Below are 24429 nucleotides of genomic sequence, written 5' to 3'. Positions count from 1 at the left end.
CCCGGAGCTGCACCTTGGGACGCCGGGGCGGAGGCATCGTGATACGGTGCCCGCCCCCCCCCCCCCCCCCCCACCCCCCCCACCCCCCCCCCCCCTCCCCCCCCCCCCCCCCCCCCCCCCCCCGCCTCCGTACTGCGGCTCGAACGAGCGTCGAGCGGTACTGCCTAGCTGAACGAGTCGCCGCAGGCGCAGGAGCCGGTGGCGTTCGGGTTGTCGATCGTGAAGCCCTGCTTCTCGATGGTGTCGACGAAGTCGACGGTGGCGCCGCCCAGGTACGGGGCGCTCATCCGGTCGGTGACGACCTTGACACCGTCGAAGTCCTTGAGCACGTCGCCGTCGAGCGAGCGCTCGTCGAAGAACAGCTGGTAACGCAGGCCGGAGCAGCCACCGGGCTGGACGGCGACGCGAAGTGCGAGGTCGTCGCGGCCCTCCTGCTCCAGCAGGCCCTTGACCTTGGCCGCGGCGGCATCGGTAAGGAGGATGCCACTCTCGACGGTGGTCTCGTCCTGGACGGTCATCTGCTTTCTCCCGGTCTTTGACGACGGTTTGCCCCCAGTGCCAACCAACGGCCGTCCGGATTCATTTCCCGAACGGCGATTGTCTTCGTCGGCTTGCTGGTGGCGGAATTTCCGTGGGCCGGGTGTGCCACCCGCGTCCCCTACGCTCCCCATGCTCGCACAACCCGGGAGGGTGGGTCACCGCCCGAGCCGCGGAATCCGGGGAACCGGCCCCGGGCCGGACCCGCGGACGCCAGGATGGTGGCCATGATCCTGCGCCAGGTCAGGGACACCGCCGCCGACGCGGAGGCCGTCCAGGAGCTCTCCCTCGCCGCGTTCGCCGATCCGGCCCTGCCCGGTCCGGCGCCCGCACCGACCCCGCTGCAGCTCGCCCGGACCAGACATCTGGCACGCACCGATCCGGAGGGCTGCTGGCTGGCGGAGAGCGGCGGGGAGCCGGTCGGCGCGGTGCTGTCGATGCGCCGGGAGGGCCTGTGGGCGCCGTCGCTGTTCGTGGTCCGGCCGCAGGCGCAGGGCAAGGGCATCGGGCGGCTGCTGCTGGAACGGGCGGCGGCGCACTCGCGGGGCTGCCTGCGCGGGATGGTCTGCGCGTCGGCGTCCCCGGCGGCGGCCCGCCGCTACCGGCTGGCCGGGTTCACCCTGCACCCGGCGATGCGGCTGACCGGGCGGGTGGACCGGGCCGGGCTGCTCGACCCGGGGGACATCCCGGTGCACCGGGGCGGCGCCGTCCACCGGCACCTGCTGGACTCGGTGGACCGGCGGCTGCGCGGGTCCGCGCACGGCCCGGACCACGAGCTGATGCTGGGCCACTTCGAGGAACTGCTGATCGCCGACGCGCTGGCCGGCAGCGGCTACTGCTACCGGGACGGCGGCGAGGTGAAGCTGCTGGCGGCCACCACCAAGCGGATCGCCGCCCGGCTGCTGCGCGAGGCGCTGGCCCGGGTGCCGGACGGGGTCGAGGCGCGCGTGGAGTTCCTGACCGCCGAGCAGGAGTGGGCGCTGGACGTCGGCCTGGAGGTGGGGCTGACCCCGCGGAGCCGGGGCTTCGTCGGGCTGCGCGGGATGCGGCCGCCGGCGCCGTACCTGCCGAGCGGCGCCTTCCTCTGAACCACGGGACGACGGAACGACTGGACGACTGGACGACTGGCCCCCCGCCGGCTGCCTGCTCCGGCGGGGGCCACGGGTCACCGGGGGCCGATCAGGCCATGGTGTCCAGGATCTCCCGGACCATGTCCATCGTCGTGCCCGGGTGCAGGAAGGCGAAGCGGGCGACCGTCTCGCCGTCCCAGCCGGTGGGGGTGACGAAGCCGATCTGGTCCGCGAGCAGCTGCTGCGACCAGCGGTAGTAGTCCTCGTTGGTCCAGCCCTTGCGCTTGAAGCAGACGGCCGAGAGCTGCGGGTCGAACAACAGCTCCAGGTGGTCGGTGTCGCGGATGAGCTGGGCGGTGTCCCGGGCGAGCGTGAGGCCGGCCTCGATGGCGTCGGTGTAGGCCTGGGTGCCGTGGACGGCGAGGGAGAACCACAGCGGCAGGCCGCGGGCGCGCCGGGTGAGGTGGTAGGCGTAGTCGGTGGGGTTCCACTCGTCGCCCTCGGTGTGCAGGACGTCGAGGTAGGAGGCGTCCTGGGTGTGCACGGCCCGGGCGAGCTGCGGGTTGCGGTAGATCAGCGCGGCGCAGTCGAAGGGGGCGAACAGCCACTTGTGCGGGTCGACGACGAAGGAGTCGGCGTGCTCGATGCCGTTGTAGCGCTCGCGCACCGAGGGGGCGAACAGGCCCGCGCCGCCGTAGGCGCCGTCGACGTGGAACCAGAGGTCCCGCTCGCGGGCGACCTCGGCCAGGCCCTTGAGGTCGTCGACGATGCCCTCGTTGGTCGTCCCGGCCGTGCCCACGACCGCGATGACGGTCTCCGGGTTCGGGTCGGCGGCCAGCGCGGCGCGCAGCGCCTCGCCGGTGAACCGGCGGTTCACGGTGGGGACCTTGAAGGCCTCGACGCCGATGATGTTGAAGGTGTTCTTGACCGAGGAGTGGACCTGGTCGGCGACGGCGATCCGCAGCCGCGCCTCCGGCCCGACGCCCAGCTTGCGGCGGGCGGTGTCGCGGGCGACGACGAGGGCGGAGAGGTTGCCCGCGGAGCCGCCGGAGACGAAGGTGCCGCCGGCCGAGGCGGGCAGGCCGGCGCGGTCGGCGATCAGGCGCAGCACCTGGTTCTCGGCGGCGATCGCGCCGGCCGCCTCCAGCCAGGAGATGCCCTGCAGGGACGCGCAGGAGACCACCATGTCGAAGAGCAGCGCGGCCTTGGTCGGGGCGCACGGGATGAACGACAGGTAGCGCGGGCTGTCGGCGGAGATCACCGCGCGGGACAGCTCGTGGTCGTAGAGCTTGAGCACGTCGGCGGGGGCGTTGCCGTCCGCGTTCAGCAGACCGGCCAGCTGGGCGCGCAGGTGCTCGCCGTCACCGGGGTGGTCGAGCGGGACGGGGTCGTACTGCAGCCGGTCCCGCATGTAGTCGAAAACCAGGTCGACCAGTTCGTTGTCGGGCCGGTGCATGCGGTCGGGGGCTGCGGACACGGCTGTCCCTCTCGGCTGTGGGGTGTCGGGGGATGCCCGGTCGGCGGGGCGGTTCACCGCGTGGACCGGACGTGATCAGCGTAGGCAGCGGGAGGGGTTCGCCGCGCGTCGGAACCCGGCTGGTCAGGCAGCTTTCGGGCGTCTTCGGGCCGGTCCGCGCAGGATTCCTGCGCACCGGCCGGAGGGGGCCGGACGGGGGCAAGCGGGCTAGGGCGCGCCCTAGCCGATGAGCTGGGAGAGGACGACCGAGGAGCGGCTGCGCTGGACGCCGGGCTCGCGGCGGATGCGCTCGATGACGGCCTCCAGGTGGCGCATGTCGGCGGCGCGCAGGTGGACCAGGGCGTCCGGGTCGCCGGTGACCGTCCAGGCGGCGACCACCTCGGGGAACTGGCGCAGGCTGGCGAGGATCTCCTCGGGGGCGGTCCGCTCGCGGCAGTAGACCTCGACGAAGGCCTCGGTCTGCCAGCCGAGCACCGACGGGTCGAGCACCACGGTGAAGCCCCGCACCACGCCGCGCGCCCGCAGCCGGTCGATCCGGCGGCGCACGGCGGTGGCGGAGAGGTTGACCTGGAGGCCGATCTCGGCGTACGAGGCGCGGCCGTCGCGGCCGAGCCGGGCGAGCAGGAGCCGGTCGGTCTCGTCCAGGTCGGTCCCGACCACCTCGTGCGCTCGGCTGCTGGTCATCGGTGCGGGGCTCCACGGGTCGTACGGGTCGGTTGCGGCCTCGGGCGGCGGGCCCTCGGACGGAGGGCGGTAGGGGCGGCTGCCGAAACGGTTCGCCAACCATTCTGGCGGATGTCAGGAGCGAGTTCACCGCTGGCAGATGACGGCCGGTGGTCCGTCGGTGGTCCGCCGCCGGTCGGCAGCCGGTCCGCCGTCAGTCCGCCGTCAGTCGGCCAGCAGGACGATCTTGCCCCGGGTGCGGCCCTCGGCGCTGAGCGCCTGGGCGGAGGCCGCCTGGGAGAGCGGGAAGGTGGAGGCGACGGTGACGGTCAGCCGGCCGTCGTCGGCCAGCGCAGCCAGTTCGGCGAGGTCCGCGGCGTCCGGGCGGACCCAGACGTAGTGGCCGCCGAGGGCCTTCACCCCGAAGTCGGTGATCGAGGCGATCCGGCTCTGGTCCGCCACCAGGCTCGCCGAGAGCGGGACGGCGCCGTGGCCGACCAGGTCGAGGGCCGCGTCGATCCCGCCCGGGGCGAGCGCCCGGACCCGGTCGGCCAGGCCCTCGCCGTAGAGCACCGGCTCGGCGCCGAGGCCGCGCAGGTAGTCGTGGTTGCGCTCGCCCGCGGTGCCGATCACCCGGGCGCCGAGGGCCCGGGCGATCTGGACGGCCAGGTGCCCGACCCCGCCGGCCGCGGCGTGCACCAGCAGGGTCTCCCCCGCCCGCAGCCGCAGTGCCTTGAGGCTCTGCAGCGCGGTGAGCCCGGCCAGCGGCAGGCCGCCGGCCTGGGCCCAGTCCAGTGCGGCCGGCTTGCGGGCGAGGGTGCGGACCGGGGCGGAGACGAGTTCGGCGTAGGTGCCGTGCTCGACGGTGTCCTTGCGGACGTAGCCGTAGACCTCGTCGCCGGGCGCGAACTCGGTGACGCCGCCGCCGACGGCGCGGACCACGCCGGCCAGGTCCCAGCCCATGACGAGCGGGAAGTGCGCGTCCAGCAGGCCGTCCAGGGCGCCGTCCCGGATCTTCCAGTCCACCGGGTTCACCCCGGCCGCCCGCATCCGCACCAGGACCGAGTCCGGACCGACCTTGGGGTCGGGCAGGTCGGTGTACTCGACGACTTCGGGGCCGCCGTAGCGGTTGATCGCGATTGCCTTCATGGCCTCAGCCATACCCGGGCCCGGCCGGATATCGATTCGGCCACGCGAGGACCACCCCAAAACGGTCATCCGGTTCCGCCAGGGTCCGATTCGGCGAGCGGTTCTCGTCACATCGACAGGATGGCCATCGTCACTCTGACACCAACCGGTTATCATAGATAGCGTCAGATAGACGAAAAGGCTTCAGGCTTGATCGGCCGCACAGAAGGGCACCCGCCCGTGACCACCACCATCACCGAGACCCACGGCGTCGACCCCACTCCGACGCCGCTCGCTCTGCTGCTGCTCGGCCGCGAGGCCGACCCGAACAGCGAGCGCGGCGTCGAGTGCCCCGGCGACCTCCCCCCGGCCTCCGACCCGAACCTCGTCGAGCGCGCCCGCGCCGCCAAGGCCGCGCTCGGTGACCGCGTCTTCATCCTCGGACACCACTACCAGCGCGACGAGGTGATCGAGTTCGCCGACGTCACCGGCGACTCCTTCAAGCTCGCGCGGGACGCGGCGGCCCGCCCGGAGGCCGAGTACATCGTCTTCTGCGGCGTGCACTTCATGGCCGAGTCCGCCGACATCCTGACCGGCGACGCCCAGCAGGTCGTCCTCCCGGACCTCGCGGCCGGCTGCTCGATGGCCGACATGGCCACCGCCGAGCAGGTCGCCGAGTGCTGGGACGTGCTGACCGACGCCGGCATAGCCGACGTCACCGTCCCGGTCTCGTACATGAACTCCTCCGCCGACATCAAGGCCTTCACCGGCAAGCACGGCGGCACCATCTGCACCTCCTCCAACGCCGAACGCGCCCTGGAGTGGGCCTTCGAGCAGGGCCAGAAGGTCCTGTTCCTGCCCGACCAGCACCTCGGCCGCAACACCGCGGTGCGCGATCTGGGCCTCTCGCTGGACGACTGCGTCCTGTACAACCCGCACAAGCCGAACGGCGGCCTGACCGCCGAGCAGCTGCGGGACGCCAAGATGATCCTGTGGCGCGGCCACTGCTCGGTGCACGGCCGGTTCAGCGTGGACTCGGTGAACGACGTGCGCGAGCGGATCCCCGGCGTCACCGTGCTGGTGCACCCCGAGTGCAAGCACGAGGTCGTCTCGGCCGCCGACATGGTGGGCTCGACCGAGTACATCATCAAGGCGCTGGACGCCGCCGAGCCCGGCTCCAAGTGGGCCATCGGCACCGAGCTGAACCTGGTCCGCCGCCTGGCCAAGGCCCACCCGGACAAGGAGATCGTCTTCCTGGACCGGACGGTCTGCTTCTGCTCCACCATGAACCGGATCGACCTGCCGCACCTCGTCTGGGCGCTGGAGTCGCTGGTCGAGGGCCGGGTGCCGAACGTGATCACCGTCGACCCGGAGACCGAGAAGTACGCCAAGGCGGCGCTGGACCGGATGCTGGCCCTGCCGTAGCCGGCCCGGCCGCCGGGACACGACGAAGGGCGGGTCCCCTCCCACCGGAGGGGACCCGCCCTTTCGTCTGGCACCGGCCGCGGCGGCTACTCGGGGTAGCCCGGGATCACACCCTCGCCGTCGGCCATCAACATCTCGCGGACCTCGTCGATCGTCGCCTCGGCGCTCGGCAGGATCAGCTCGGACGGCGCCAGTGAATCCAGCGGCACCGGAGTGCCGAACTGCTTCACCGCGTCCAGCAGCTTGCCGTAGGCCCGACGGAAGTGCTCCTCGTCCCCCGACTCCACTGCGGTGACGAGCTCGGCGTCGAGCTCGTTGAGCAGGTTCAGGTGGGACTCGCCCACCTCGTACTGCCCCTCACCCATGACCCTCATGATCATGCCGTGCGTCTCCCTGGTTCGTGGGATGGAGCTCAGATCACTTGTTGTAGTTGATGCGCGGGGTGTCCTGCTGCGGCTGGGCCTGCGGCTGCTGCGAATTGCCCTGCTCGATCGCGGCCGGACCGGAGGACGGGCCCCCCAGCTCGGCCTTCATCCGGGCCAGCTCCAGCTCGACGTCGGTGCCGCCGGCCACCCGCTCCAGCTCGGCCTCGATGTCGTCCTTGCGGCCGAGACCGCTGGAGTCGTCGAGCGCACCGGACGCCAGCAGCTCGTCGATCGCACCGGCCCGGGCCTGCATCTGGGCCGTCTTGTCCTCGGCCCGCTGGATGGCCAGGCCGACGTCGCCCATCTCCTCCGAGATCCCGGAGAAGGACTCGGCGATGCGGGTCTGCGCCTGAGCGGCGGTGTAGGTGGCCTTGATGGTCTCCTTCTTGGTGCGGAAGGCGTCCACCTTGGCCTGCAGCCGCTGGGAGGCGAGCGTGAGCTTCTCCTCCTCGCCCTGGAGGGCCTGGTACTGCGTCTCCAGGTCGGTGATCTGGGACTGCATGTTGGCCCGGCGGGTCAGCGCCTCGCGCGCGAGGTCCTCGCGGCCCAGGGACAGCGCCTTGCGGCCCTGGTCCTCGTACTTCGCCGACTGCTGCTGGAGCTGGGTCAGCTGGAGTTCCAGGCGCTTGCGCGAGGTCGCGACGTCCGCGACGCCACGCCGTACCTTCTGCAGCAGTTCGAGCTGCTTCTGGTAGGAGTAGTCGAGCGTCTCTCGGGGATCCTCCGCCCGGTCCAAGGCCTTGTTCGCCTTGGAGCGGAAGATCAACCCCATACGCTTCATGATTCCGTCGCTCATGGGCCTCGGGTGCCCCCTTCTCCGGCCTGCGGTCTCTATCTCGATACCAGACACGACGAGTGTATGTGCAGCGAGCCCGTCGCCGCAGTGCACCTGCCTGCTACAAGACTGCTACAGCGACCAGCGGAGTTCCTCCTCCCCCGGGTGGATCCGCCTCTCATCCCCTCCATAGTCCATCCGATTGATCCCCTACGGGAAGGGGCCGGGAAACCCCGGCGGGCGCCGACCTCGCGGATTGATACGCGTTTGGGTCCGAGGGGACCCCGAGAAGCCGCCCGGCACCCCGTACGCTGGTGGTGTGTTCCGACGCCGTTCAGATGATGCAGCCGCCTCCGCCACCGTGCTGGAGAAGCCGGACGAGACCCGCCACCCCCAGGCCAAGAAGGGCCGGCCAACGCCCAAGCGCAGTGAGGCCGAGGCCAACCGGCGCACCCGGGTGACGGTGCCCAAGGACCGCAAGGAGGCCGCCCGCCAGGCCCGCGAGCGGATGCGCTCCGAGCGCGAGAAGCAGCGCACCGCGCTGCTGGAGGGCGACGAGCGCCACCTGCCGGCCCGTGACAAGGGCCCGGTGCGCAAGTTCGCCCGCGACTACGTGGACGCCCGCTGGTCGCTCGCCGAGTTCTTCCTGCCCGCCGCCGTGGTCATCCTGGTGCTGAGCATCATCAAGGTGCCCGCCATCCAGCTGCTGTCCACGCTGCTGTTCCTGCTGTTCTTCGTGCTGGTGATCCTGGACTTCGTCCGCCTCGGCTTCGGTCTGCGCAAGCAGTTCGCCGAGCGCTTCGCCGGCCAGAACACCCGCGGCGCGGTCGCCTACGGCCTGATGCGCATCCTGCAGATGCGCCGGCTGCGACTGCCCAAGCCGCAGGTGCGGCGCGGAGAGAAGCCCTGACCGCCGAACCGGTGGACTCCGGCTGGGCCCCCCCTTCCTGGGAGGGGCCCGGCCTGTACGCGTTGCCGGGGCAGGGGGACGGCGGCCACGACCGGATCGGCCAGGAGCGCCGGCTGCCCTCGCGCAGCGGCTCCTTCGCCGGCGGTACCGGCGCCTGGCTGGACCGGCTCGGCGGACTGCGCAACTTCGTCCGCCAGGAACTGGTCTCCCGGCAGCTCGCCGAGCAGCTGGCCGGCCGCACCGCGCAGCGCGTCCTCGACATCGGCTGCGGCCAGGGCACCCAGGCGCTGCGCCTGGCCCGGGCCGGCCACTACGTCACCGGCATCGACTCCGACCCGGTCGCGCTCGGCGTCGCCCAGGGGGCGCTCGCCGAGGAACCGCCGGAGGTTGCCGGCCGGCTGCAACTGCTCAGCGGCGACGCCCACCAGTGCGGGCGCTGGTTCGGCCCGCGCAGCTTCGACGTGGTGCTCTGCCACGGCGTCCTGATGTACCTGCCCGCCCCCGACCCGATGATCGCCTCGCTGGCCCGGCTGCTGGCCCCGGGCGGGCTGCTCTCGCTGCTGGTCCGCAACCGCGACGCGCTCGCCCTGCGGCCCGCCGCCGCCGGGGACTGGCGGGCCGCCCTGCACGCCTTCGAGAGCGACCGGTACTACAACCGGCTCGGGCTGGCCGCCCGCGCCGACCGCCTCGCCGACCTCACCGTCACCCTCTCCGAGGTGTCGGTGCCGCTGAAGCACTGGTACGGCGTACGGGTCTTCACCGACAACGCGCCCGACGACGCGACCCCGCCGGTGGACGGGCGGCAGCTCGCCCAGCTGCTGGAGGCCGAGGACCGGGCCGGCCGCACCGACCCGTACCGGCAGGTCGCCGCGCTGCTGCACGTGGTCGGCGCCAAGTAGCGGCCCCGCGACGGCGGTTACGCCTCGTGCAGGCTCATCGAGTAGATCACCCGGTCGTCGTCCAGCAGGACCGCCGTGTCGATGCCGTCCTCGGCGAGCTGCTTCCAGGACTCCCCGATCCAGGTCTCGGCGTCCCCCTGACCGGCGAACTCCTCCTGAGCGCCCTCCGGCACCACCGCGGTGCCGTCCGCCTTCTCGTACCGCCACGTCCAGACCATGCCCGGCTCCTCCCACCGACGACGCTGCCTGCGTGCTGCGCACCTTAGCCTGCCCGGCCCGATCTTCCGTATGCCTGGCCGGACGGTCCGGATGCCCGGTCGGGCAGGATGGGCGGCATGGCGATCCACCACCCGCTCCCCCGCACGCTGCTGCTCGGCGGCGCCCGCTCCGGCAAGTCCACCCGGGCCGAGCAGCTGCTCGCCGACCACCCGGACGTCCTGTACGTGGCCACCGGCGGCGCCCGGGACGGCGACGCCGAGTGGGCCCAGCGGGTCGCGCTGCACCGCGAGCGGCGGCCGGCGAGCTGGCGCACCGCCGAGACCTGCGGCCTGGAGGCCGTGCTGGCCGACCGGACCGACCCGGCGCCGGTGCTGGTCGACTGCCTGGCGCTGTGGCTGACCGCCGTGATGGACGAGTGCGGCGCCTGGGACGACGCGGTCTGGGCGGCGGGCGGGGAGGCCGCCGTCCAACGGCGCTGCGAGGCCCTGGCGCGGGCCTGGGCGGCCACCGGGCGCACGGCCGTCGCGGTCAGCAACGAGGTCGGGATGGGCGTCGTCCCGGCGACCGCCGCCGGCCGGCGCTTCCGCGACACCCTGGGCCGGCTGAACATGGCCGTGGCGGACGCCTCCGAGCGTGTGCTGCTGGTCGTGGCCGGGCAGGTTCTGACCGTCAAGCCAGCCGCCGCCTGAACATCTGCGGCGTGTAGCCTTCCGGACGATGGACACGACCGTGGATCTCGATACGTTCTCCTCGCTCGTCGAGCGCCCCGACGAGAGCGCCCGACGGGCCGCCGAGGAACGCTGGCAGGAGGCCGGCCGGCCGCGCGGCGGGCTCGGCAAGCTGGAGGAGCTGGGCAGCTGGCTGTCGTCCGTACAGGGGCGATCCCCCGTGCGGCCGGTGTCGGCCCCCAAGGTGCTGCTGTTCGCCGCCGACCACGGCGTGGCCGCGCTCGGGGTGTCCCGGCTGCCCGCCAAGGGCGGCACCGCCGCGCGGGTGCGCGCCGTCCTGGACGGCACCGCGCCGGTCACCCGGCTGGCCCGGCGCTACGGCGCCGAGGTGCGGGTCGTCGACGTCGCGGTGGACGCCGACCCCGCCGACTTCCCGGACGACGTGGTCACCCACCGGATCCGGCGCGGCTCCGGCCGGATCGACGTCGAGGACGCGCTCACCCCCGAGGAGACCGCGCGGGCCTTCCGGGCCGGCATGGCCGTCGCCGACGAGGAGGCCGACGCCGGCACCGACCTGGTGCTGCTCGGCGACCTCGGCGTCGGCGCCACCACCGTCGCCGCCGTCCTGGTCGGCGCGCTGTGCGGAACGGACGCGGCCGCCGTCACCGGGCGCGGCTCGGGCGTCGACGACCGGGTCTGGATGGTCAAGTGCGCCACCATCCGCGACTCCCTGCGGCGGGCCCGGCCCGTCCTCGGCGACCAGCTGGCGCTGCTCGGCGCCACCGGCGGGGCCGACTTCGCGGCGATCACCGGCTTCCTGCTCCAGGCCGCGGCGCGACGGCTCCCGGTGGTGCTGGACGGCGTCGTCTCGGCGGCCTGCGCGCTGGTCGCGCAGCGGATCGCCTTCCGGGCGCCGGAGTGGTGGCGGGCCGGGCAGTCGAGCGGCGAGCCCGCCCAGGCCAAGGCCTACGACCGCCTCACCCTGACGCCGTTGCAGGACCAGGGGATCACCATGGGCGAGGGCCTCGGCGCGCTGCTGGCCCTACCTCTGCTCCAGGCCGCGGGCGACGCGCTCGCGGACGAGGCCCCGCGGCCGTTCGTGCCGTCGGCGCCGAAGGAGCAGCCGAAGCTACCGTCGGCGGCGGACCTGCTGCGGCGGCTGTAGGAACCCGCAGCAACCCGTGGCACCAGGATCATGGGCGCCCCGTCCGGCACATCGGACGGGGCGCTTCCGTTCGGAGGGAAACACGTCGTGCAGGGCGCCAGTTGGGCCGAGGGGCTCCGGTTCGGGTTCGGGACGCTGTCCGTGCTGCGGGTGCGGGTGGAGCGGTGGGACCGGGCCGCGGCGGCGCGGGCGATGACGGCGGCCCCGATGGTGGGGCTGGTGCTCGGCGCGGCGGGCGCCGGGGCGGGGGCGCTGGTGGCCTGGCGGGCCGGCGGGCTGCTCGGGGCGGTGGCGGCGGTGGGGGTGCTGGCCGCGCTCACCCGGGGGCTGCACCTGGACGGTCTGGCGGACGTGGCCGACGGCCTGGGCAGCGGGAAACCGGCCGAGGACGCGCTGCGCATCATGAAGCAGTCCGACATCGGCCCGTTCGGCGTCCTGACCCTCGTTCTCGTGCTGCTGGCCCAGATCGCGGCGCTGGCCGGACAGTTCGCCGAGTCGACCACGCGCGGCGCGCTCGCGGTGCTGGCGTCGGCGGTGACCGCGCGGTGCGCGCTCGCCTGGGGCTGCCTGCGGTCGGTGCCGGCCGCCCGGCCGGGCGGCCTGGGCGCGATGGTGGCGGGCACCGTGGCACCCGCCGGAGCGGTCGCGGGGACGGCCGCCGCGGCGCTCGCCCTGGCCGCACTCGGACTGTTTGACGGATCGTCAATCCTCCGTCTCCCCCTGTCCGTTGTGCTTGGCGTCGGCTGCGCCCAGCTGCTGCTCCGGCGCTGCGTACGGCGGTTCGACGGAATCACCGGGGACGTGCTCGGCGCGATGGCGGAAACCGCCGCGACCGCCTCGCTGTTCGCCCTGGCGTTGCTCGGCTGATACCGGGCGGCGCGTGATCCCACCATGCGGACTACCATGCGGGGAGCACCGCAGCCCTGCACCGTCGCAGGTCCTGCCCGCCCGGCGTGACCCGAGGAGCCGGGGCCTCTGGTGTGCGTGGCCGCGACCTGCGCGGGTGCGCGCGCCAGGGGGCCCGGACCCGGAGCGTGCCGGGCGGTCCGGCCTGCGACGGCGGGTTGCGCCGGTGCGGCAGCCTCGCCGCAACCGGCCGTGGACCGCGAAAGAACAGGACGCATTACGTGACTGCATTGTCTGTGAGCACCTCCTCCGCCGCCTCGCTGCGCGCGGACGCCCTGGTGGTCGGTGTCGCCAAGGGCCCCAAGGGCATCGTGCTGGCCCCCGGCTCCGAGGCCGTGAACGAGGCGTTCGAGGGCAAGCTGACCGAGGTCCTCAGCACCCTGGGCGCGACCGGCGCCGAGGGCGAGGCCGTCAAGGTGCCCTCCCCCGCCGGCCTGAAGGCCGCGCTCGTGCTCGCGGTCGGCCTCGGCGAGGCCGCCGAGGCCGGCTACCAGCTGGAGGCGCTGCGCCGCGCCGCTGGTGTCGCCGCCCGCACCCTGGCCGGCGCCAAGAAGGCCGCGCTGGCCCTGCCGACCGAGTCCGCGGACGAGGTCGAGGCCGTCGCGCTGGGCGGCCTGCTCGGCTCGTACGCCTTCGGCACCTACAAGGCCGACGGCAGCGGCAAGGAGCCGGTCGGCGAGCTGGTCGTGCTGGCCCCCCGCAAGGGCAGCAAGGACGCCAAGGCGGCCGTGGAGCGCGCCGCCGCGGTCGGCGAGGAGATGAACCGGGCCCGTGACCTGGTCAACACCGCGCCGAACGACCTGAACCCGAAGAGCTTCGCCGCGATCGCCCAGGCGGCCGGCAAGGAGCACGGCCTCAAGGTCGAGGTGCTGGACGAGAAGGCGCTGCTCAAGGGCGGCTTCGGCGGCCTGCTGGGCGTCGGCAACGGCTCGGCCAACCCGCCGCGGCTGGTGAAGGTGGCCTACACCCACCCGAAGGCGAAGGCCACGCTGGCCTTCATCGGCAAGGGCATCACCTACGACTCGGGCGGCATCTCGCTGAAGCCGGCCGGCCACAACGAGACCATGAAGTGCGACATGGCCGGCGCCGCCGCCGTGTTCGCCGCCGTGGTGGCCGCCAAGCGCCTGGGCCTGGCCGTCAACGTGACCGGCTGGCTGGCGCTGGCCGAGAACATGCCGTCCGGCTCCGCCACCCGCCCCGGCGACGTGCTGCGCATGTACGGCGGCAAGACCGTCGAGGTGCTGAACACCGACGCCGAGGGCCGTCTGGTGCTGGCCGACGCGATCGTGCGCGCCGGCGAGGAGAACCCGGACGTCATCGTCGACGTGGCGACCCTGACCGGCGCCATGGTGCTGGCCCTGGGCAACCGCACCTTCGGCGTGATGTCCAACAACGACGAGCTGCGCGAGACCCTGCACACCGTCTCGGGCGAGGTCGGCGAGCAGTCCTGGCCGATGCCGCTGCCGGCCGAGCTGCGCAAGGGCATGACCGAGTCGACCATCGCCGACCTGGCGAACATGGGCGAGCGGATGGGCGGCGGCCTGGTGGCCGGCCTGTTCCTGAAGGAGTTCGTGGCCGAGGGCATCGACTGGGCGCACCTGGACATCGCCGGCCCGGCGTTCCACGAGAGCGCGCCGTTCGGCTACACCCCGAAGGGCGGCACCGCGAGCGCGGTTCGCACCCTGGTCCGGTTCGCCGAGCAGACCGCGGCGGGCAACAAGGCCTGATCAGGCACCGAGTCGACGGGGGTCCGGCGCGCGTGCGCCGGGCCCCCGTCGGCGTTCGCGCGCCGGCGCCGGTTACCCGCGAGTAGGCCGGGACCCCGCCCCGCACCTCTGTTCGCTGCGGGCGAAACTTTGTTCCACCCTGCGGAAGACATGGCGCCGCAGGGCCGCGCCGACGCCCGTCCGGCGGCTGTCAACCCCGCGTTGAGCTGCAATGATGCCCTTCCGTCGGGGGTATTCCCGCCCCGGTGACCGCTCTGTGGGACACCCCTGGGGTGGACCCGGACATCAGCCACCGCGAACAAGTGCGAAGATGTATTTCCGGCACGACTGGGCGCCTCACAAAGGCTTCCGACCCACCGGACCGCGACCGGCCCGGCGACCCACCCCATTGCATGGAGGACGTGACGTGGCGAACGACGCCAGCACCGTTTTCGACGTAGTCATTCTCGGAGGCGGAAGCGGCGGTTACGCCGCGGCGCTCCGCGCCGCTCAGCTGGGCCTGAGCGTCGCCCTGGTCGAGAAGGGGGAGCTGGGCGGCACCTGCCTGCACCGCGGCTGCATCCCGACCAAGGCTCTGCTGCACGCCGCCGAGATCGCGGACGAGACGAAGGAGGCCGCCGAGTTCGGCGTTCTGGCCACCTTCCAGGGCATCGACATCAACGGCGTCCACAAGTACAAGGACGACGTCATCGCCGGCCTGTACAAGGGCCTCCAGGGCCTGGTCGCCTCCCGCAAGGTCACCTTCATCCAGGGCGCGGGCAAGCTCTCCTCGCAGACCTCGGTGGACGTCAACGGCCAGCGCATCGAGGGCCGCCACATCGTCCTGGCCACCGGCTCCGTGCCGCGCTCGATCCCGGGCCTGGAGATCGACGGCAACCGCGTGATCTCCTCGGACCACGCCCTCAAGCTCGACCGCATCCCGAAGTCGGCCGTCATCCTCGGCGGCGGCGTGATCGGCGTCGAGTTCGCCTCGGTCTGGAAGTCCTTCGGCGTCGAGGTCACCATCGTCGAGGCGCTGCCGCACCTCGTCCCGCTGGAGGACGAGAACTCCTCCAAGCTGCTGGAGCGCGCGTTCCGCAAGCGCGGCATCAAGTTCGAGCTGAAGGCCCGCTTCTCGGGCGTCGAGTACACCGAGGCCGGTGTCCGCGTCTCCACCGAGAACGGCAAGCAGATCGACGCCGACCTGCTGCTCGTCGCCATCGGCCGCGGCCCGGTCTCGTCCGGCCTCGGCTACGAGGAGAACGGCGTCGCGATGGACCGCGGCTACGTCCTGGTCGACGAGTACATGCGCACCAACGTGCCCACCATCTCGGCCGTCGGCGACCTCGCCCCGACCCTGCAGCTGGCCCACGTCGGCTTCGCCGAGGGCATCCTGGTCGCCGAGCGCCTGGCCGGCCTCAAGCCGGTGCCGATCGACTACGACGGCGTCCCGCGCGTGACCTACTCCAACCCCGAGGTGGCCTCCGTCGGCATCTCCGAGGCCAAGGCCGTCGAGCTGTACGGCAAGGAGAAGGTCGTCACCCTCAAGTACAACCTGGCCGGCAACGGCAAGAGCAAGATCCTGAAGACCGCCGGCGAGATCAAGCTCGTCCAGGTCAAGGACGGCGCCGTGGTCGGCGTCCACATGGTCGGCGCCCGCATGGGCGAGCAGGTCGGCGAAGCTCAGCTGATCTACAACTGGGAGGCCCTGCCGGCCGAGGTCGCGCAGCTCATCCACGCGCACCCGACCCAGTCCGAGGCCCTGGGCGAGGCGCACCTGGCGCTGGCCGGCAAGCCGCTGCACGCGCACGACTGATCACGCCACCACCCCCCATTTCCAGTACGCAAGACTTGATAGGAGTCGCTGAAACCATGGCGGTCTCAGTAACACTGCCCGCGCTGGGCGAGAGCGTTTCCGAGGGCACCGTCACCCGTTGGCTGAAGGCCGAGGGTGAGCGTGTCGAGGTCGACGAGCCGCTGCTCGAGGTGTCGACCGACAAGGTCGACACCGAGATCCCGTCGCCGGCCTCCGGCATCCTGGCCTCGATCAAGGTCGGCGAGGACGAGACCGTCGACGTCGGCGCCGAGCTGGCGATCATCGACGACGGCTCCGGTGCCCCGGTCGCCGCTGCGGCCCCGGTCGCCGAGGCCGCGCCCGTCGCCGCCCCGGCCCCGGTCGTGGAGGCGCCCGCCGCCCCCGCCCCGGTCGCCGCTGCCGCCCCGGCGGCTCCGGCTGCCGCTCCGGCTGCCGACGCCACCCCGGTCCTGCTGCCCGCGCTGGGCGAGTCGGTCACCGAGGGCACCGTCACCCGTTGGCTGAAGGCCGAGGGTGAGACGGTCGAGGTCGACGAGCCGCTGCTCGAGGTCTCCACCGACAAGGTCGACACCGAGATCCCGTCGCCGATCGCCGGTGTCGTGGTGAAGATCCTGGTCGGCGAGGACGAGACCGCCGAGGTCGGCGCCCAGCTCGCGCTGATCGGTGCCGCGGGTGCCGTCGCCGCCGCCCCGGCCCCGGTCGCCGCCCCGGCCCCCGTGGCTGCCCCGGCTCCGGTCGCCGCTCCGGCTCCGGTGGCCGCTCCGGCTCCGGCTGCCCCGGCCCCCGTCGCTCCGGCTGCTCCGGCTCCGGTCGCCGCCGCTCCGGCCCCGGTGGCCCCGGCCGCGCCCGCTCCGGTCGCCGCTCCGGCTCCCGTCGCCCCGGCCGCGCCGGCTGCCCCGGTGGCCGACGCCGGTGACGCCTACGTCACCCCGCTGGTGCGCAAGCTCGCCGCCGAGCACGGTGTCGAGCTGTCCTCCGTCGCCGGTACCGGCGTCGGCGGCCGCATCCGCAAGCAGGACGTCGTCGCCGCCGCGGAGGCCGCCAAGGCCGCCCCGGCCCCGGTCGCCGCCGCCGCTCCGGCCGCTGCGCCGAAGGCCGCCGCCGCGCCGTCCGCCCTGCGCGGCCAGACGGTCAAGATGACCCGCATGCGCAAGGTCATCGGCGACAACATGCTGAAGGCCCTGCACGAGCAGGCCCAGCTGACCAGCGTGGTCGAGGTGGACGTCACCAAGATCATGTCGCTGCGCGGCAAGGCCAAGGAGGGCTTCCTCGCCCGCGAGGGCGTCAAGCTGTCCCCGATGCCGTTCTTCGTCAAGGCCGCCGCCCAGGCGCTGAAGACCCACGCGGTCGTCAACGCCCGGATCAACGAGGCCGAGGGCACCATCACCTACTTCGACACCGAGAACATCGGTATCGCGGTGGACTCCGAGAAGGGTCTGATGACCCCGGTCATCAAGGGTGCGGGCGACCTCAACATCGCCGGCATCTCGAAGAAGACCGCCGAGCTGGCCGCCAAGGTCCGCGACAGCAAGATCACCCCGGACGAGCTGTCCGGCGCCACCTTCACCATCAGCAACACCGGCTCGCGCGGTGCGCTGTTCGACACCGTGATCGTGCCGCCGAACCAGGTCGCCATCCTGGGCATCGGTGCCACCGTCAAGCGCCCGGTGGTCATCGAGGCCGACGGCGGCACCGCCATCGGCATCCGTGACATGACCTACCTGTCGCTCTCCTACGACCACCGCCTGGTGGACGGCGCCGACGCCGCCCGCTACCTGGTCGCGGTCAAGGAGATCCTGGAGGCTGGCGAGTTCGAGGTCGAGCTCGGCCTGTAAGGCACTGCCGGTCCGCGGTTTCGGCTGCACGGAGCCCCGCGTCGTCCCTGGACGGCGCGGGGCTCCGCCGTTGCCCGGGCCCGCCTGCTGTCCGCCTGCTTCCGGCCGCGTCCGGTTGTCTCGGGCCGCGCCTGGCTGCGTCGAACATCACCAGCGTTTCGCCGGGCCATGGCATGCGCGGGGGCTTGCGAACGGGGATGCTGGAGCGGTGATGGACGAGACCGACTTCTGGCAGATGATCGACGAGACCCGGGAGGACGCCGACGGCGATCCGGACGAGCAGGCCGACCGGCTGGTGGAACGGCTGGTCCAGCTGACCCCGGACGACGTCATCGACTTCGCCCGGCTGTTCGAGGCCCGGTTCCAGCGGGCCTACCGCCACGACCTCTGGGGCGCCGCCTACCTGCTGCTGGACGGCGCCTCCGACGACACCTTCGACTACTTCCGCTGCTGGCTGATCGGCCAGGGCCGGGACGTCTTCGAGGGCGCCCTGTTCGAGCCTGACGACCTGGCGGACCTGCTGCCCGAGTTCGACGAGGAGGAGGACGGCGAGGCCGAGGACCTCGGCTACGCCGCCGACGAGGCGTACGAGCAGCTGACCGGACTTCCGCTGCCCGAGGTGGGCGGGCGGCAGTCCGGCCGACCGGCCGGGGCCGCGCTGGACTTCGACGACCCGGACGTCATGGCGAAACGGTTTCCCAAGCTCTGGGAGCGCTACGGGGATTAGGACGCGTCAGACACGCCCACGGCATGAGCGGGGCCGGACGCGTCAGGCGGTGCTGCCGCCGCCGGACGTGCCGTCCTGCTTGACGCCCTTGAGGATCTGGTCCAGCACGGACGCGTCCGGCGCGCTCGGGGTGTCGTCCACCCCGCCCTCGAACACCACGAAGCCGCCGCCCTTGGCCGGGACGGCCGCCAGCAGGACGTAGCCCTGGGTGCCGTCCGCGGTGCGGATGTGCCAGCGCACGGCGTAGCCGGACACGCCCGCGACGGTCGTGTAGCCGGAGCCGGAGTCGGTGTGCGAGCTGATCCCGGTGAAGATCTGGCCGGCGTACGCGGGCATCGTGGCCTCGGCGGCCGTCTTGGCGGTGACGCCCTGGACGGTGTCCTTCTCCACCGAGAACTGGCCGCGGATGCAGGAGCTGCCGTCCGGGCAGGTGTAGCGGCCGGTGCCCAGGTAGACCGTGGAGTGCGGGGAGTTGGGCGCCACGTCCCAGCCGTCGAACACCGGGACGGTGATCGCGTGCTGGGCGTCCGGGACGGTGCTCCTGACGGTCGGCGCCGGCTTGGGCGCGGGCGTCGGGGCGGACGTGCCCACCGTGGGGCTCGGGGCGGGGCCGCTCCGGGTGATGGTGACCGTCGGGTTCGGGGCCGGGTCGGCCTGCGGGGAGCCGCCACTGAGCACGATCCCGGCGACGATCCCGCCCACGGCGAGGACGGCGACCGCGATGCCGACGACCAGGCCGGGCCTCATCCGGCGGGGCGCCGGCTGCTGCGGCGGGTAGCCCGGCGCCGGGTAGCCGTAGCCCGCGCCCTGGGCGGGGTAGCCGTCCTGGGCCGGGTAGTAGCCGTCCTGGCCCGGGTAGCCGTAGCCCGGGGCGGGGGCGCTGCCCGGGTAGCCGGGGGCGTCCTGCGGACCGCCGTAGCCGTACCCGGGCTGCCGGCCGGGGGGCTGCCAGCCCTGGGTGGGGGCGTCGGCGAGGTGGCCGACGCCGCCCTGGAGCGGGCGCAGCTCGCTGGTCCAGGCGTTGCCGTCCCACCAGCGCTCGTGACCGGGGGTGCCGTCCGCACCGGGGACCGGGTACCACCCGGGGGGCGTCGAGTTGCTCACGGCCGTACGGTACCCGGCGGGGTGCCGGTCCAGACAGAGCGGATCGGTCACGACTCTGCACCACCCGCCACATCTGACTACTCGTCAGATGTGGCGGCCGGCAAGGCCGGTCGGGCGGGTCAGTCCGCCAGGCGGCGGGCCATCCAGATGTCGTCCACGTAGGACCCGTCGATCAGGAACTCCTCCGCCAGCGAGCCCTCGACGACGAAGCCGCAGCCCTCGTAGAGGCGGCGGGCCGGGGCGTTCCAGCCGAGCACCCGCAGGGTCAGCTTGCGCGCGCCCGCGGCCCGGGCGGCCTCGCAGGCCGCCTCGACCAGGCGCCGGCCGACACCCCGGCCGCGGGCCGTGCCGTCGACGACCAGGCCCTGGATCTGCCGGACGTGCCGGTTGCTGGCCAGCGGGGTCGGCGGGACCTGGCGGACGTAGCCGACCACCCGGCCGTCCAGGAGGGCGAGCAGGTACTGCTCCGGGGTGTGCCGTTCGTCGAAGACGCCGTCCTCCTCGGGCGGCTGCGGGGAGACGTCGGCCAGCGGGGACCAGGCGGCACGGTTGAGAACGGCGAGTTCGCCCTCGTCCTCGGGTTGAGCTGGGCGGATGATCAGATTGTCCTCGTGCATGCGCGTCATGCTAATGAGGCGCATGCCGACATGACAGGGCCTTGGGAACTGGGAGGATGGACGCATGCGCATCGCTGTCACGGGCTCCACGGGATTGATCGGTTCGGCGCTCGTCCGCTCCCTGCTGGCGGACGGCCACGAGGTGGTCCGGCTGGTCCGGCGCCGCTCCAGGACGGGCCCGCAGCCCGACGGCAGCACGGCCATCGGCTGGAACCCGCTGCTCGGCCAGGTCGAGCAGGACGGACTGGCCGGGGTCGAGGCGGTCGTGCACCTGGCCGGCGCCGGGGTCGGCGACCACCGCTGGACGGACGCCTACAAGCGGGAGATCCGGGAGAGCCGGGCACTCGGCACCGAGACGCTGGCCGTCGCGCTGGCCGCGCTCAAGGAGCCGCCCCGGGTGCTGGTCAGCGCCTCCGCCGTCGGCTGGTACGGGCAGACCGGCGACCGGGTGATCGACGAGGACTCCCCCGCCGGCGACGACTTCCTGGCCGAGGTCTGCGTCGAGTGGGAGGCGGCCGCGCGGCCGGCCGAGCTGGCCGGCATCCGGGTCGTCCACCCGCGCACCGGGATGGTGCTGTCCGCAACCGGCGGGGCCGGCGCGCGGCTGTTCCCGCTGTTCAAGCTGGGGCTGGGCGGGCGGCTCGGCGACGGACGGCAGTACTGGAGCTTCATCTCACTGGCCGACCAGGTCGCCGCGCTGCGGTTCCTGATCGACCGGGACGACCTCTCCGGCGCCGTCAACCTCACCGCGCCCGACCCCGTCACCAACGCCGAGCTGACGGCGGCGCTCGGGCGGGTGCTCCGGCGGCCGACCCCGTTCCCGGTGCCGGAGGCGGTGCTCAAGGTGGTGCTCGGCGAGCTGGCGGTCGAGGTGGTCGGCAGCCACCGGGTGGTGCCGCGGCGGCTGCTGGACGCGGGCTTCCGCTTCGCGCACCCGGACGTGGACGCGGCGGTGCGCGCGGCGCTGTGAGTGGCGCTGTGAGTGGCGGTGCGCGCGGCGCTGTGAGTGGCGCCGGGATGGTGCGCACGGTGCTGTGAGTGACGCTGGGGGCGACCGGCGTCGCGGAGCCCTGCCGTCCGCCGCGGGGCTCCGGTGCGGGCTCCGCCGCAGGGCTCCGGTACGTCCCGCTGCGTACGGTGGCTACGGCATTCGCCCTGGCCAGGGGCATATGCCGGGCGGAGATCGGGTGGGGGTCGGACGGGGCTCCGGGAGGGGGCGCATGGGAGCACACACCAGGCGCGTCGCACGCCCCCGGTGACCGTGCGCGCCCGCCGACCCCGGAACCCGGCCCCAACGGCGCACTGTCCGTGACCGCGCTCCCGCCCGGTGCCGCGCGCCCCCTCTCGCCCCTTGGATCGGGCCCGATGCGCTTGTCTGATGCTCACACTGACTGGGCATCACACCGTCGGACCGTGTCCCGGCACCCCGCTGCCTGCGTCGGCCGGAGCCCCGGGACCAGGGAGGGAGCACGCCAGTGCCCACATACGACTTCACCCGCCGCGCCCGCCGCCCGTCCGACCCTGACGTCATCGTCATCGGCGCCGGACTCGCCGGCCTGGCCGCCGCACGCACGCTCACCGGCCGCGGCCTCACCGTGCAGATCCTTGAGGCCACGGAGCGGATCGGCGGCCGGATGGCCACCCGCGAACTGGACGGATTCCGGCTCGACGACGGCAGCCACCTGCTGAACACCGCCTTCCCCGAACTCCGCCGCGTCCTCGACCTCGACCGCCTCGACCTGCGCCCACTCGCGGCCGGAGTCCTCGTGCACAGCGGCGGCCGGCGCTACCGCACCGGGGACCCGCAGCTCACCACCGCCCGGCAGGCCGCCACCCGCGCCCCACTCGGCAGCCCGCTGGACAAGGCCCGGCTCGGCAGCTGGCTCGGCCGGCTCGCCACCACCCCCGCCAGCCGCCTCAAGGCCCGCCCGGAGACCACCACCGCCCGCGCGCTGGCCGGCCACGGGCTCGCCCCGCGCACCCTCGACGGCTTCCTACGGCCACTGCTCAGCGCGCTGCTCAGCGACCCCGCCCTCGGCACCAGCAGCCGGATCGCCGACCTGGTCCTGCGCTCCTACGCGCGCGGGCGGCTCTGTCTGCCCGCCGGCGGGATCGCGGCCGTGCCGGCCCAGCTGGCCACCACCCTGCCCGCCGGCACCGTACGCACCGGGGTGCAGGTCACCTCGATCGCCGCCGACGGCGTGGAGACCGCCACCCACGGGCGGATCGGCGCCCAGGCCGTCGTCCTCGCCACCGACGCCCGCTCCGCCGCCGAACTGCTGCCCGGGCTACGGCTGCCGGACTTCCACCCCGTCACGACCTTCTACCACGCGGCCGACCGCACCCCGCTGGGTGAGGCCGTCCTGCTGCTCGACGGCGACCGGCCCGGCGGGCAGCCGCCGCTGGTCTCGCACTCCCTGGTGCTCAGCGAACTGCACCCCTCGTACGCCCCTGCCGGGCAGGCACTGATCGCCACCACCGTGCTCGGGCGGCGCTCCTTCGACTCGGGTGGCCCGGCCGGGCTGGAACCGGCGGTCCGGGTCCGGCTCGCCGAGCTGTACGGCGCCTCGACCACCGGCTGGCAGTTCCTGAACGTGCGGCACGTCCCGGACGCGCTGCCCGCGATGCCGCCGCCGCACAACCCCCGGCGCCCGGTGCGGGTGCTGGCCGGGCTGTACGTCGCCGGGGACCACCGGGACACCAGCACCGTGCAGGGCGCGCTGGTCTCCGGGCGGCGGGCGGCGCAGGCCGTGCTGCGCGACCTCGGCGTCCCGACCAACGCCCGGGAGGCCGAGGCGGCGGCCTGAGCCTGGCGGGGTCGGCCTGCGGGCTCCCCGTCCGGCTCCCGGCCCGTCCGGCTCCCGGCCCGTCCGGCTCCCGGCCCGGCGGGCTCCGGGTCCGGCTCCGGCTCCCGATCCGGCAGGCTCCGGGTCTGGCTCCGGGGACACGCTGACGACCTGCCGGTGGGTGACGGAGCGGCGACATGCCAGGATGCCGACATGACCGCTCATCGGATGATTTACACCGTACGGCCGGTTGCGCGGTGAGCGCCGCCGTCCAGCCGGTGGCCCTGATCCTGATCCCCGCCGCGGCCGTCGCCGCGCCGCTGCTCGCCGACCGCCTGCTGCGGTGGATCGCCGTCCCGACCGTCGTGTTCGAGATCCTGCTCGGCGTCCTGATCGGCCCCGACGTCCTGAACTGGGCGCACGTCGACGACCTGGTCAACGCGCTCTCCCAGTTCGGCCTGGCCATGCTGATGTTCCTGGCCGGGTACGAGATCGACTTCGCCAAGCTGCGCGGCGGCCCGCTGAAACGGGCGGGCACCGCGTGGCTGGTCACGCTCGTGGCGGCGCTCGGCGTGGGCGCGCTGGTCAACCGGGACCCGCTGAACGGCGCCTTCGCCGGGCTCGCGCTCACCACCACCGCCCTCGGAACCATCCTGCCGATCCTCCGCGATTCCGGCGAACTCCCCACCCCCTTCGGATCGTTGGTGATGGCCACCGGGGCGGTCGGCGAGTTCGGGCCGATCATCGCGATCGCCATCCTGCTCAGCGGCAACTCCCCGGTCCGGACGGCCGTCATCCTCGGCGCCTTCGCGGTGATCACCGCCGTCGCGGTCCTCGGCGCACGCCGCCCCCGGCCCGGCTGGGCCACCCGGCTCATCGAGCGCACCCTGCGTACCTCCGGGCAGTTCGCGGTCCGGGCGGTGATCCTGGTGCTCGCCGTCATGGTGGCCGCCGCGATCTGGCTCGACCTGGACATGCTGCTCGGCGCCTTCACCGCCGGGATCGTCTCCCGGCTGCTGCTCTCCGACATCCGCCGGGCCGAGGAGGAGGTGATCGAGGCCAAGCTGGAGAGCATCGGCTTCGGTTTCCTGGTGCCGGTGTTCTTCGTGGTCAGCGGGATGAACTTCGACCTGTCCGCCCTGCTGGACGACCCCGGCACGATACTGCTCGTCCCGGTGTTCCTGCTGCTGCTCCTGGCCGTGCGCGGGCTGCCCGCCGGGCTGCTCGCCCCGGCCGGACTCGGCCGACGGGACCGCACGGCGCTCGGGCTCTACGGCGCGACGGCGCTGCCGCTGGTCGTGGTGATCACCACCATCGAGGTGGACGACGGTCACCTGCCGTCCTCGACGGCCGCCGCGCTGGTCGGCGCCGGCTTGCTCTCGGTGCTGGTGTTCCCGCTGGTGGCGCAGCGGGTGCGCGGCGGCGTCCGGCCGCCCGCACCGGAGGCCGGGCAGCCGCGCGTCCGGGCCGAGAGCTGGTGAGCCGCTTCGCCCCCGCCCGTCGCCGAGGCGGTCCTACCCGCCGCCGGGGCACTCGGAGCCGGAGCCGGTGCCGGGCGGACGAGCCCTTCG

At 73.5% G+C, this 24429-nt stretch carries 22 protein-coding genes and 1 pseudogene; 14 read left to right on the top strand and 9 right to left on the bottom strand.

The features are described from left to right. Window positions 1-164: 164 nt before the first annotated feature. Window positions 165-518 (bottom strand): iron-sulfur cluster insertion protein ErpA, encoded by a 354-nt coding sequence (erpA, locus tag AC07BF_RS22630; RefSeq protein WP_030391519.1) that lies wholly within the window; start codon window positions 516-518, stop codon window positions 165-167. 246 nt (window positions 519-764) lie between these two features. Between erpA and AC07BF_RS22625 the strand changes: the two genes are divergently transcribed. Continuing rightward, complete coding sequence (locus AC07BF_RS22625; protein WP_478333833.1) at window positions 765-1625, top strand: GNAT family N-acetyltransferase; 861 nt, start codon at window positions 765-767, stop codon at window positions 1623-1625. Between the two features lie 91 nt (window positions 1626-1716). On the opposite strand, the gene AC07BF_RS22620 is transcribed toward AC07BF_RS22625, so the two are convergent. From AC07BF_RS22620 to AC07BF_RS22610, 3 genes are all read right to left on the bottom strand, one after another. Beyond that, a complete protein-coding gene (locus tag AC07BF_RS22620) occupies window positions 1717-3084 on the bottom strand; it encodes a pyridoxal phosphate-dependent decarboxylase family protein (RefSeq protein WP_244293334.1) in 1368 nt (455 codons plus the stop codon). Between the two features lie 219 nt (window positions 3085-3303). After that, window positions 3304-3768 (bottom strand): Lrp/AsnC family transcriptional regulator, encoded by a 465-nt coding sequence (locus AC07BF_RS22615; RefSeq protein ID WP_363580968.1) that lies wholly within the window; start codon window positions 3766-3768, stop codon window positions 3304-3306. Between the two features lie 204 nt (window positions 3769-3972). Next, window positions 3973-4896, bottom strand: a complete 924-nt coding sequence (locus AC07BF_RS22610; RefSeq protein WP_363580966.1) for an NADP-dependent oxidoreductase — start codon at window positions 4894-4896, stop codon at window positions 3973-3975. A 219-nt stretch (window positions 4897-5115) separates the two neighbouring features. Between AC07BF_RS22610 and nadA the strand changes: the two genes are divergently transcribed. Then, window positions 5116-6300 carry a quinolinate synthase NadA gene (nadA, locus tag AC07BF_RS22605; RefSeq protein ID WP_400333622.1) on the top strand — a complete coding sequence of 395 codons (1185 nt, stop codon included), beginning with the start codon at window positions 5116-5118 and terminating at the stop codon, window positions 6298-6300. A gap of 86 nt (window positions 6301-6386) precedes the next feature. On the opposite strand, the gene pspAA is transcribed toward nadA, so the two are convergent. Both pspAA and AC07BF_RS22595 read right to left on the bottom strand, forming a co-directional pair. Further along, window positions 6387-6680 (bottom strand): PspA-associated protein PspAA, encoded by a 294-nt coding sequence (pspAA, locus tag AC07BF_RS22600; RefSeq protein WP_363622262.1) that lies wholly within the window; start codon window positions 6678-6680, stop codon window positions 6387-6389. Between the two features lie 37 nt (window positions 6681-6717). Further along, window positions 6718-7521: a PspA/IM30 family protein gene (locus AC07BF_RS22595; RefSeq protein ID WP_363580962.1), complete on the bottom strand. Its 804-nt coding sequence runs from the start codon at window positions 7519-7521 to the stop codon at window positions 6718-6720. A 298-nt stretch (window positions 7522-7819) separates the two neighbouring features. Here AC07BF_RS22595 and AC07BF_RS22590 point away from each other — a divergent pair, with 298 nt between their 5' ends. After that, window positions 7820-8410 carry a DUF3043 domain-containing protein gene (locus tag AC07BF_RS22590; protein WP_350886323.1) on the top strand — a complete coding sequence of 197 codons (591 nt, stop codon included), beginning with the start codon at window positions 7820-7822 and terminating at the stop codon, window positions 8408-8410. Between the two features lie 158 nt (window positions 8411-8568). After that, the gene (locus AC07BF_RS22585; protein WP_363580980.1) at window positions 8569-9309 is read left to right on the top strand and encodes a methyltransferase domain-containing protein; all 741 of its coding nucleotides are present in this window, start codon (window positions 8569-8571) and stop codon (window positions 9307-9309) included. A gap of 17 nt (window positions 9310-9326) precedes the next feature. On the opposite strand, the gene AC07BF_RS22580 is transcribed toward AC07BF_RS22585, so the two are convergent. After that, window positions 9327-9527, bottom strand: coding sequence for a hypothetical protein (locus AC07BF_RS22580; protein WP_350886321.1), 201 nt, complete (start codon window positions 9525-9527; stop codon window positions 9327-9329). A 78-nt stretch (window positions 9528-9605) separates the two neighbouring features. Between AC07BF_RS22580 and cobU the strand changes: the two are divergent. From cobU to AC07BF_RS22545, 7 genes and pseudogenes are all read left to right on the top strand, one after another. Continuing rightward, a pseudogene (gene cobU, locus AC07BF_RS22575) lies at window positions 9606-10217 on the top strand (bifunctional adenosylcobinamide kinase/adenosylcobinamide-phosphate guanylyltransferase); the annotation flags it as partial. Window positions 10218-10245: 28 nt separating this feature from the next. After that, window positions 10246-11361 (top strand): nicotinate-nucleotide--dimethylbenzimidazole phosphoribosyltransferase, encoded by a 1116-nt coding sequence (locus AC07BF_RS22570; RefSeq protein ID WP_363628804.1) that lies wholly within the window; start codon window positions 10246-10248, stop codon window positions 11359-11361. Window positions 11362-11448: 87 nt separating this feature from the next. Next, entirely contained in the window at window positions 11449-12228 is a 780-nt protein-coding gene (locus AC07BF_RS22565) for an adenosylcobinamide-GDP ribazoletransferase (protein WP_478333832.1), read from the top strand. A 260-nt stretch (window positions 12229-12488) separates the two neighbouring features. Then, on the top strand, window positions 12489-13994 hold the full coding sequence (locus AC07BF_RS22560; RefSeq protein ID WP_363580956.1) for a leucyl aminopeptidase: 1506 nt from the start codon (window positions 12489-12491) through the stop codon (window positions 13992-13994). A gap of 406 nt (window positions 13995-14400) precedes the next feature. Beyond that, on the top strand, window positions 14401-15789 hold the full coding sequence (lpdA, locus tag AC07BF_RS22555; protein WP_363580954.1) for a dihydrolipoyl dehydrogenase: 1389 nt from the start codon (window positions 14401-14403) through the stop codon (window positions 15787-15789). 56 nt (window positions 15790-15845) lie between these two features. After that, window positions 15846-17624, top strand: a complete 1779-nt coding sequence (gene sucB, locus AC07BF_RS22550; RefSeq protein WP_478333831.1) for a 2-oxoglutarate dehydrogenase, E2 component, dihydrolipoamide succinyltransferase — start codon at window positions 15846-15848, stop codon at window positions 17622-17624. 211 nt (window positions 17625-17835) lie between these two features. After that, entirely contained in the window at window positions 17836-18351 is a 516-nt protein-coding gene (locus AC07BF_RS22545; protein ID WP_350885237.1) for a DUF4240 domain-containing protein, read from the top strand. 42 nt (window positions 18352-18393) lie between these two features. On the opposite strand, the gene AC07BF_RS22540 is transcribed toward AC07BF_RS22545, so the two are convergent. After that, on the bottom strand, window positions 18394-19455 hold the full coding sequence (locus AC07BF_RS22540; RefSeq protein ID WP_363580950.1) for a DUF2510 domain-containing protein: 1062 nt from the start codon (window positions 19453-19455) through the stop codon (window positions 18394-18396). Between the two features lie 119 nt (window positions 19456-19574). Continuing rightward, complete coding sequence (locus AC07BF_RS22535; RefSeq protein WP_400805603.1) at window positions 19575-20072, bottom strand: GNAT family N-acetyltransferase; 498 nt, start codon at window positions 20070-20072, stop codon at window positions 19575-19577. 64 nt (window positions 20073-20136) lie between these two features. Between AC07BF_RS22535 and AC07BF_RS22530 the strand changes: the two genes are divergently transcribed. From AC07BF_RS22530 to AC07BF_RS22520, 3 genes are all read left to right on the top strand, one after another. After that, on the top strand, window positions 20137-21042 hold the full coding sequence (locus AC07BF_RS22530; protein WP_400805601.1) for a TIGR01777 family oxidoreductase: 906 nt from the start codon (window positions 20137-20139) through the stop codon (window positions 21040-21042). A gap of 505 nt (window positions 21043-21547) precedes the next feature. Beyond that, window positions 21548-22879 carry an NAD(P)/FAD-dependent oxidoreductase gene (locus AC07BF_RS22525; protein WP_363580944.1) on the top strand — a complete coding sequence of 444 codons (1332 nt, stop codon included), beginning with the start codon at window positions 21548-21550 and terminating at the stop codon, window positions 22877-22879. 236 nt (window positions 22880-23115) lie between these two features. Further along, window positions 23116-24339 (top strand): cation:proton antiporter, encoded by a 1224-nt coding sequence (locus AC07BF_RS22520; RefSeq protein WP_363580943.1) that lies wholly within the window; start codon window positions 23116-23118, stop codon window positions 24337-24339. Window positions 24340-24429: the final 90 nt, after the last annotated feature.

The organism is Kitasatospora sp. NPDC043950 (assembly GCF_056435345.1).
This window is presented reverse-complemented; position numbering and strand designations above follow the sequence as displayed.

Coding starts and splice junctions, on each gene's coding strand:
- erpA (WP_030391519.1), bottom strand. CDS start 518: ATGACCGTCCAGGACGAGACCACCGTCGAGAGTGGCATCCTCCTTACC.
- AC07BF_RS22625 (WP_478333833.1), top strand. CDS start 765: ATGATCCTGCGCCAGGTCAGGGACACCGCCGCCGACGCGGAGGCCGTC.
- AC07BF_RS22615 (WP_363580968.1), bottom strand. CDS start 3,768: ATGACCAGCAGCCGAGCGCACGAGGTGGTCGGGACCGACCTGGACGAG.
- AC07BF_RS22610 (WP_363580966.1), bottom strand. CDS start 4,896: ATGAAGGCAATCGCGATCAACCGCTACGGCGGCCCCGAAGTCGTCGAG.
- pspAA (WP_363622262.1), bottom strand. CDS start 6,680: ATGATCATGAGGGTCATGGGTGAGGGGCAGTACGAGGTGGGCGAGTCC.
- AC07BF_RS22595 (WP_363580962.1), bottom strand. CDS start 7,521: ATGAGCGACGGAATCATGAAGCGTATGGGGTTGATCTTCCGCTCCAAG.
- AC07BF_RS22580 (WP_350886321.1), bottom strand. CDS start 9,527: ATGGTCTGGACGTGGCGGTACGAGAAGGCGGACGGCACCGCGGTGGTG.
- AC07BF_RS22570 (WP_363628804.1), top strand. CDS start 10,246: ATGGACACGACCGTGGATCTCGATACGTTCTCCTCGCTCGTCGAGCGC.
- sucB (WP_478333831.1), top strand. CDS start 15,846: ATGGCGGTCTCAGTAACACTGCCCGCGCTGGGCGAGAGCGTTTCCGAG.
- AC07BF_RS22545 (WP_350885237.1), top strand. CDS start 17,836: ATGGACGAGACCGACTTCTGGCAGATGATCGACGAGACCCGGGAGGAC.
- AC07BF_RS22535 (WP_400805603.1), bottom strand. CDS start 20,072: ATGCACGAGGACAATCTGATCATCCGCCCAGCTCAACCCGAGGACGAG.
- AC07BF_RS22530 (WP_400805601.1), top strand. CDS start 20,137: ATGCGCATCGCTGTCACGGGCTCCACGGGATTGATCGGTTCGGCGCTC.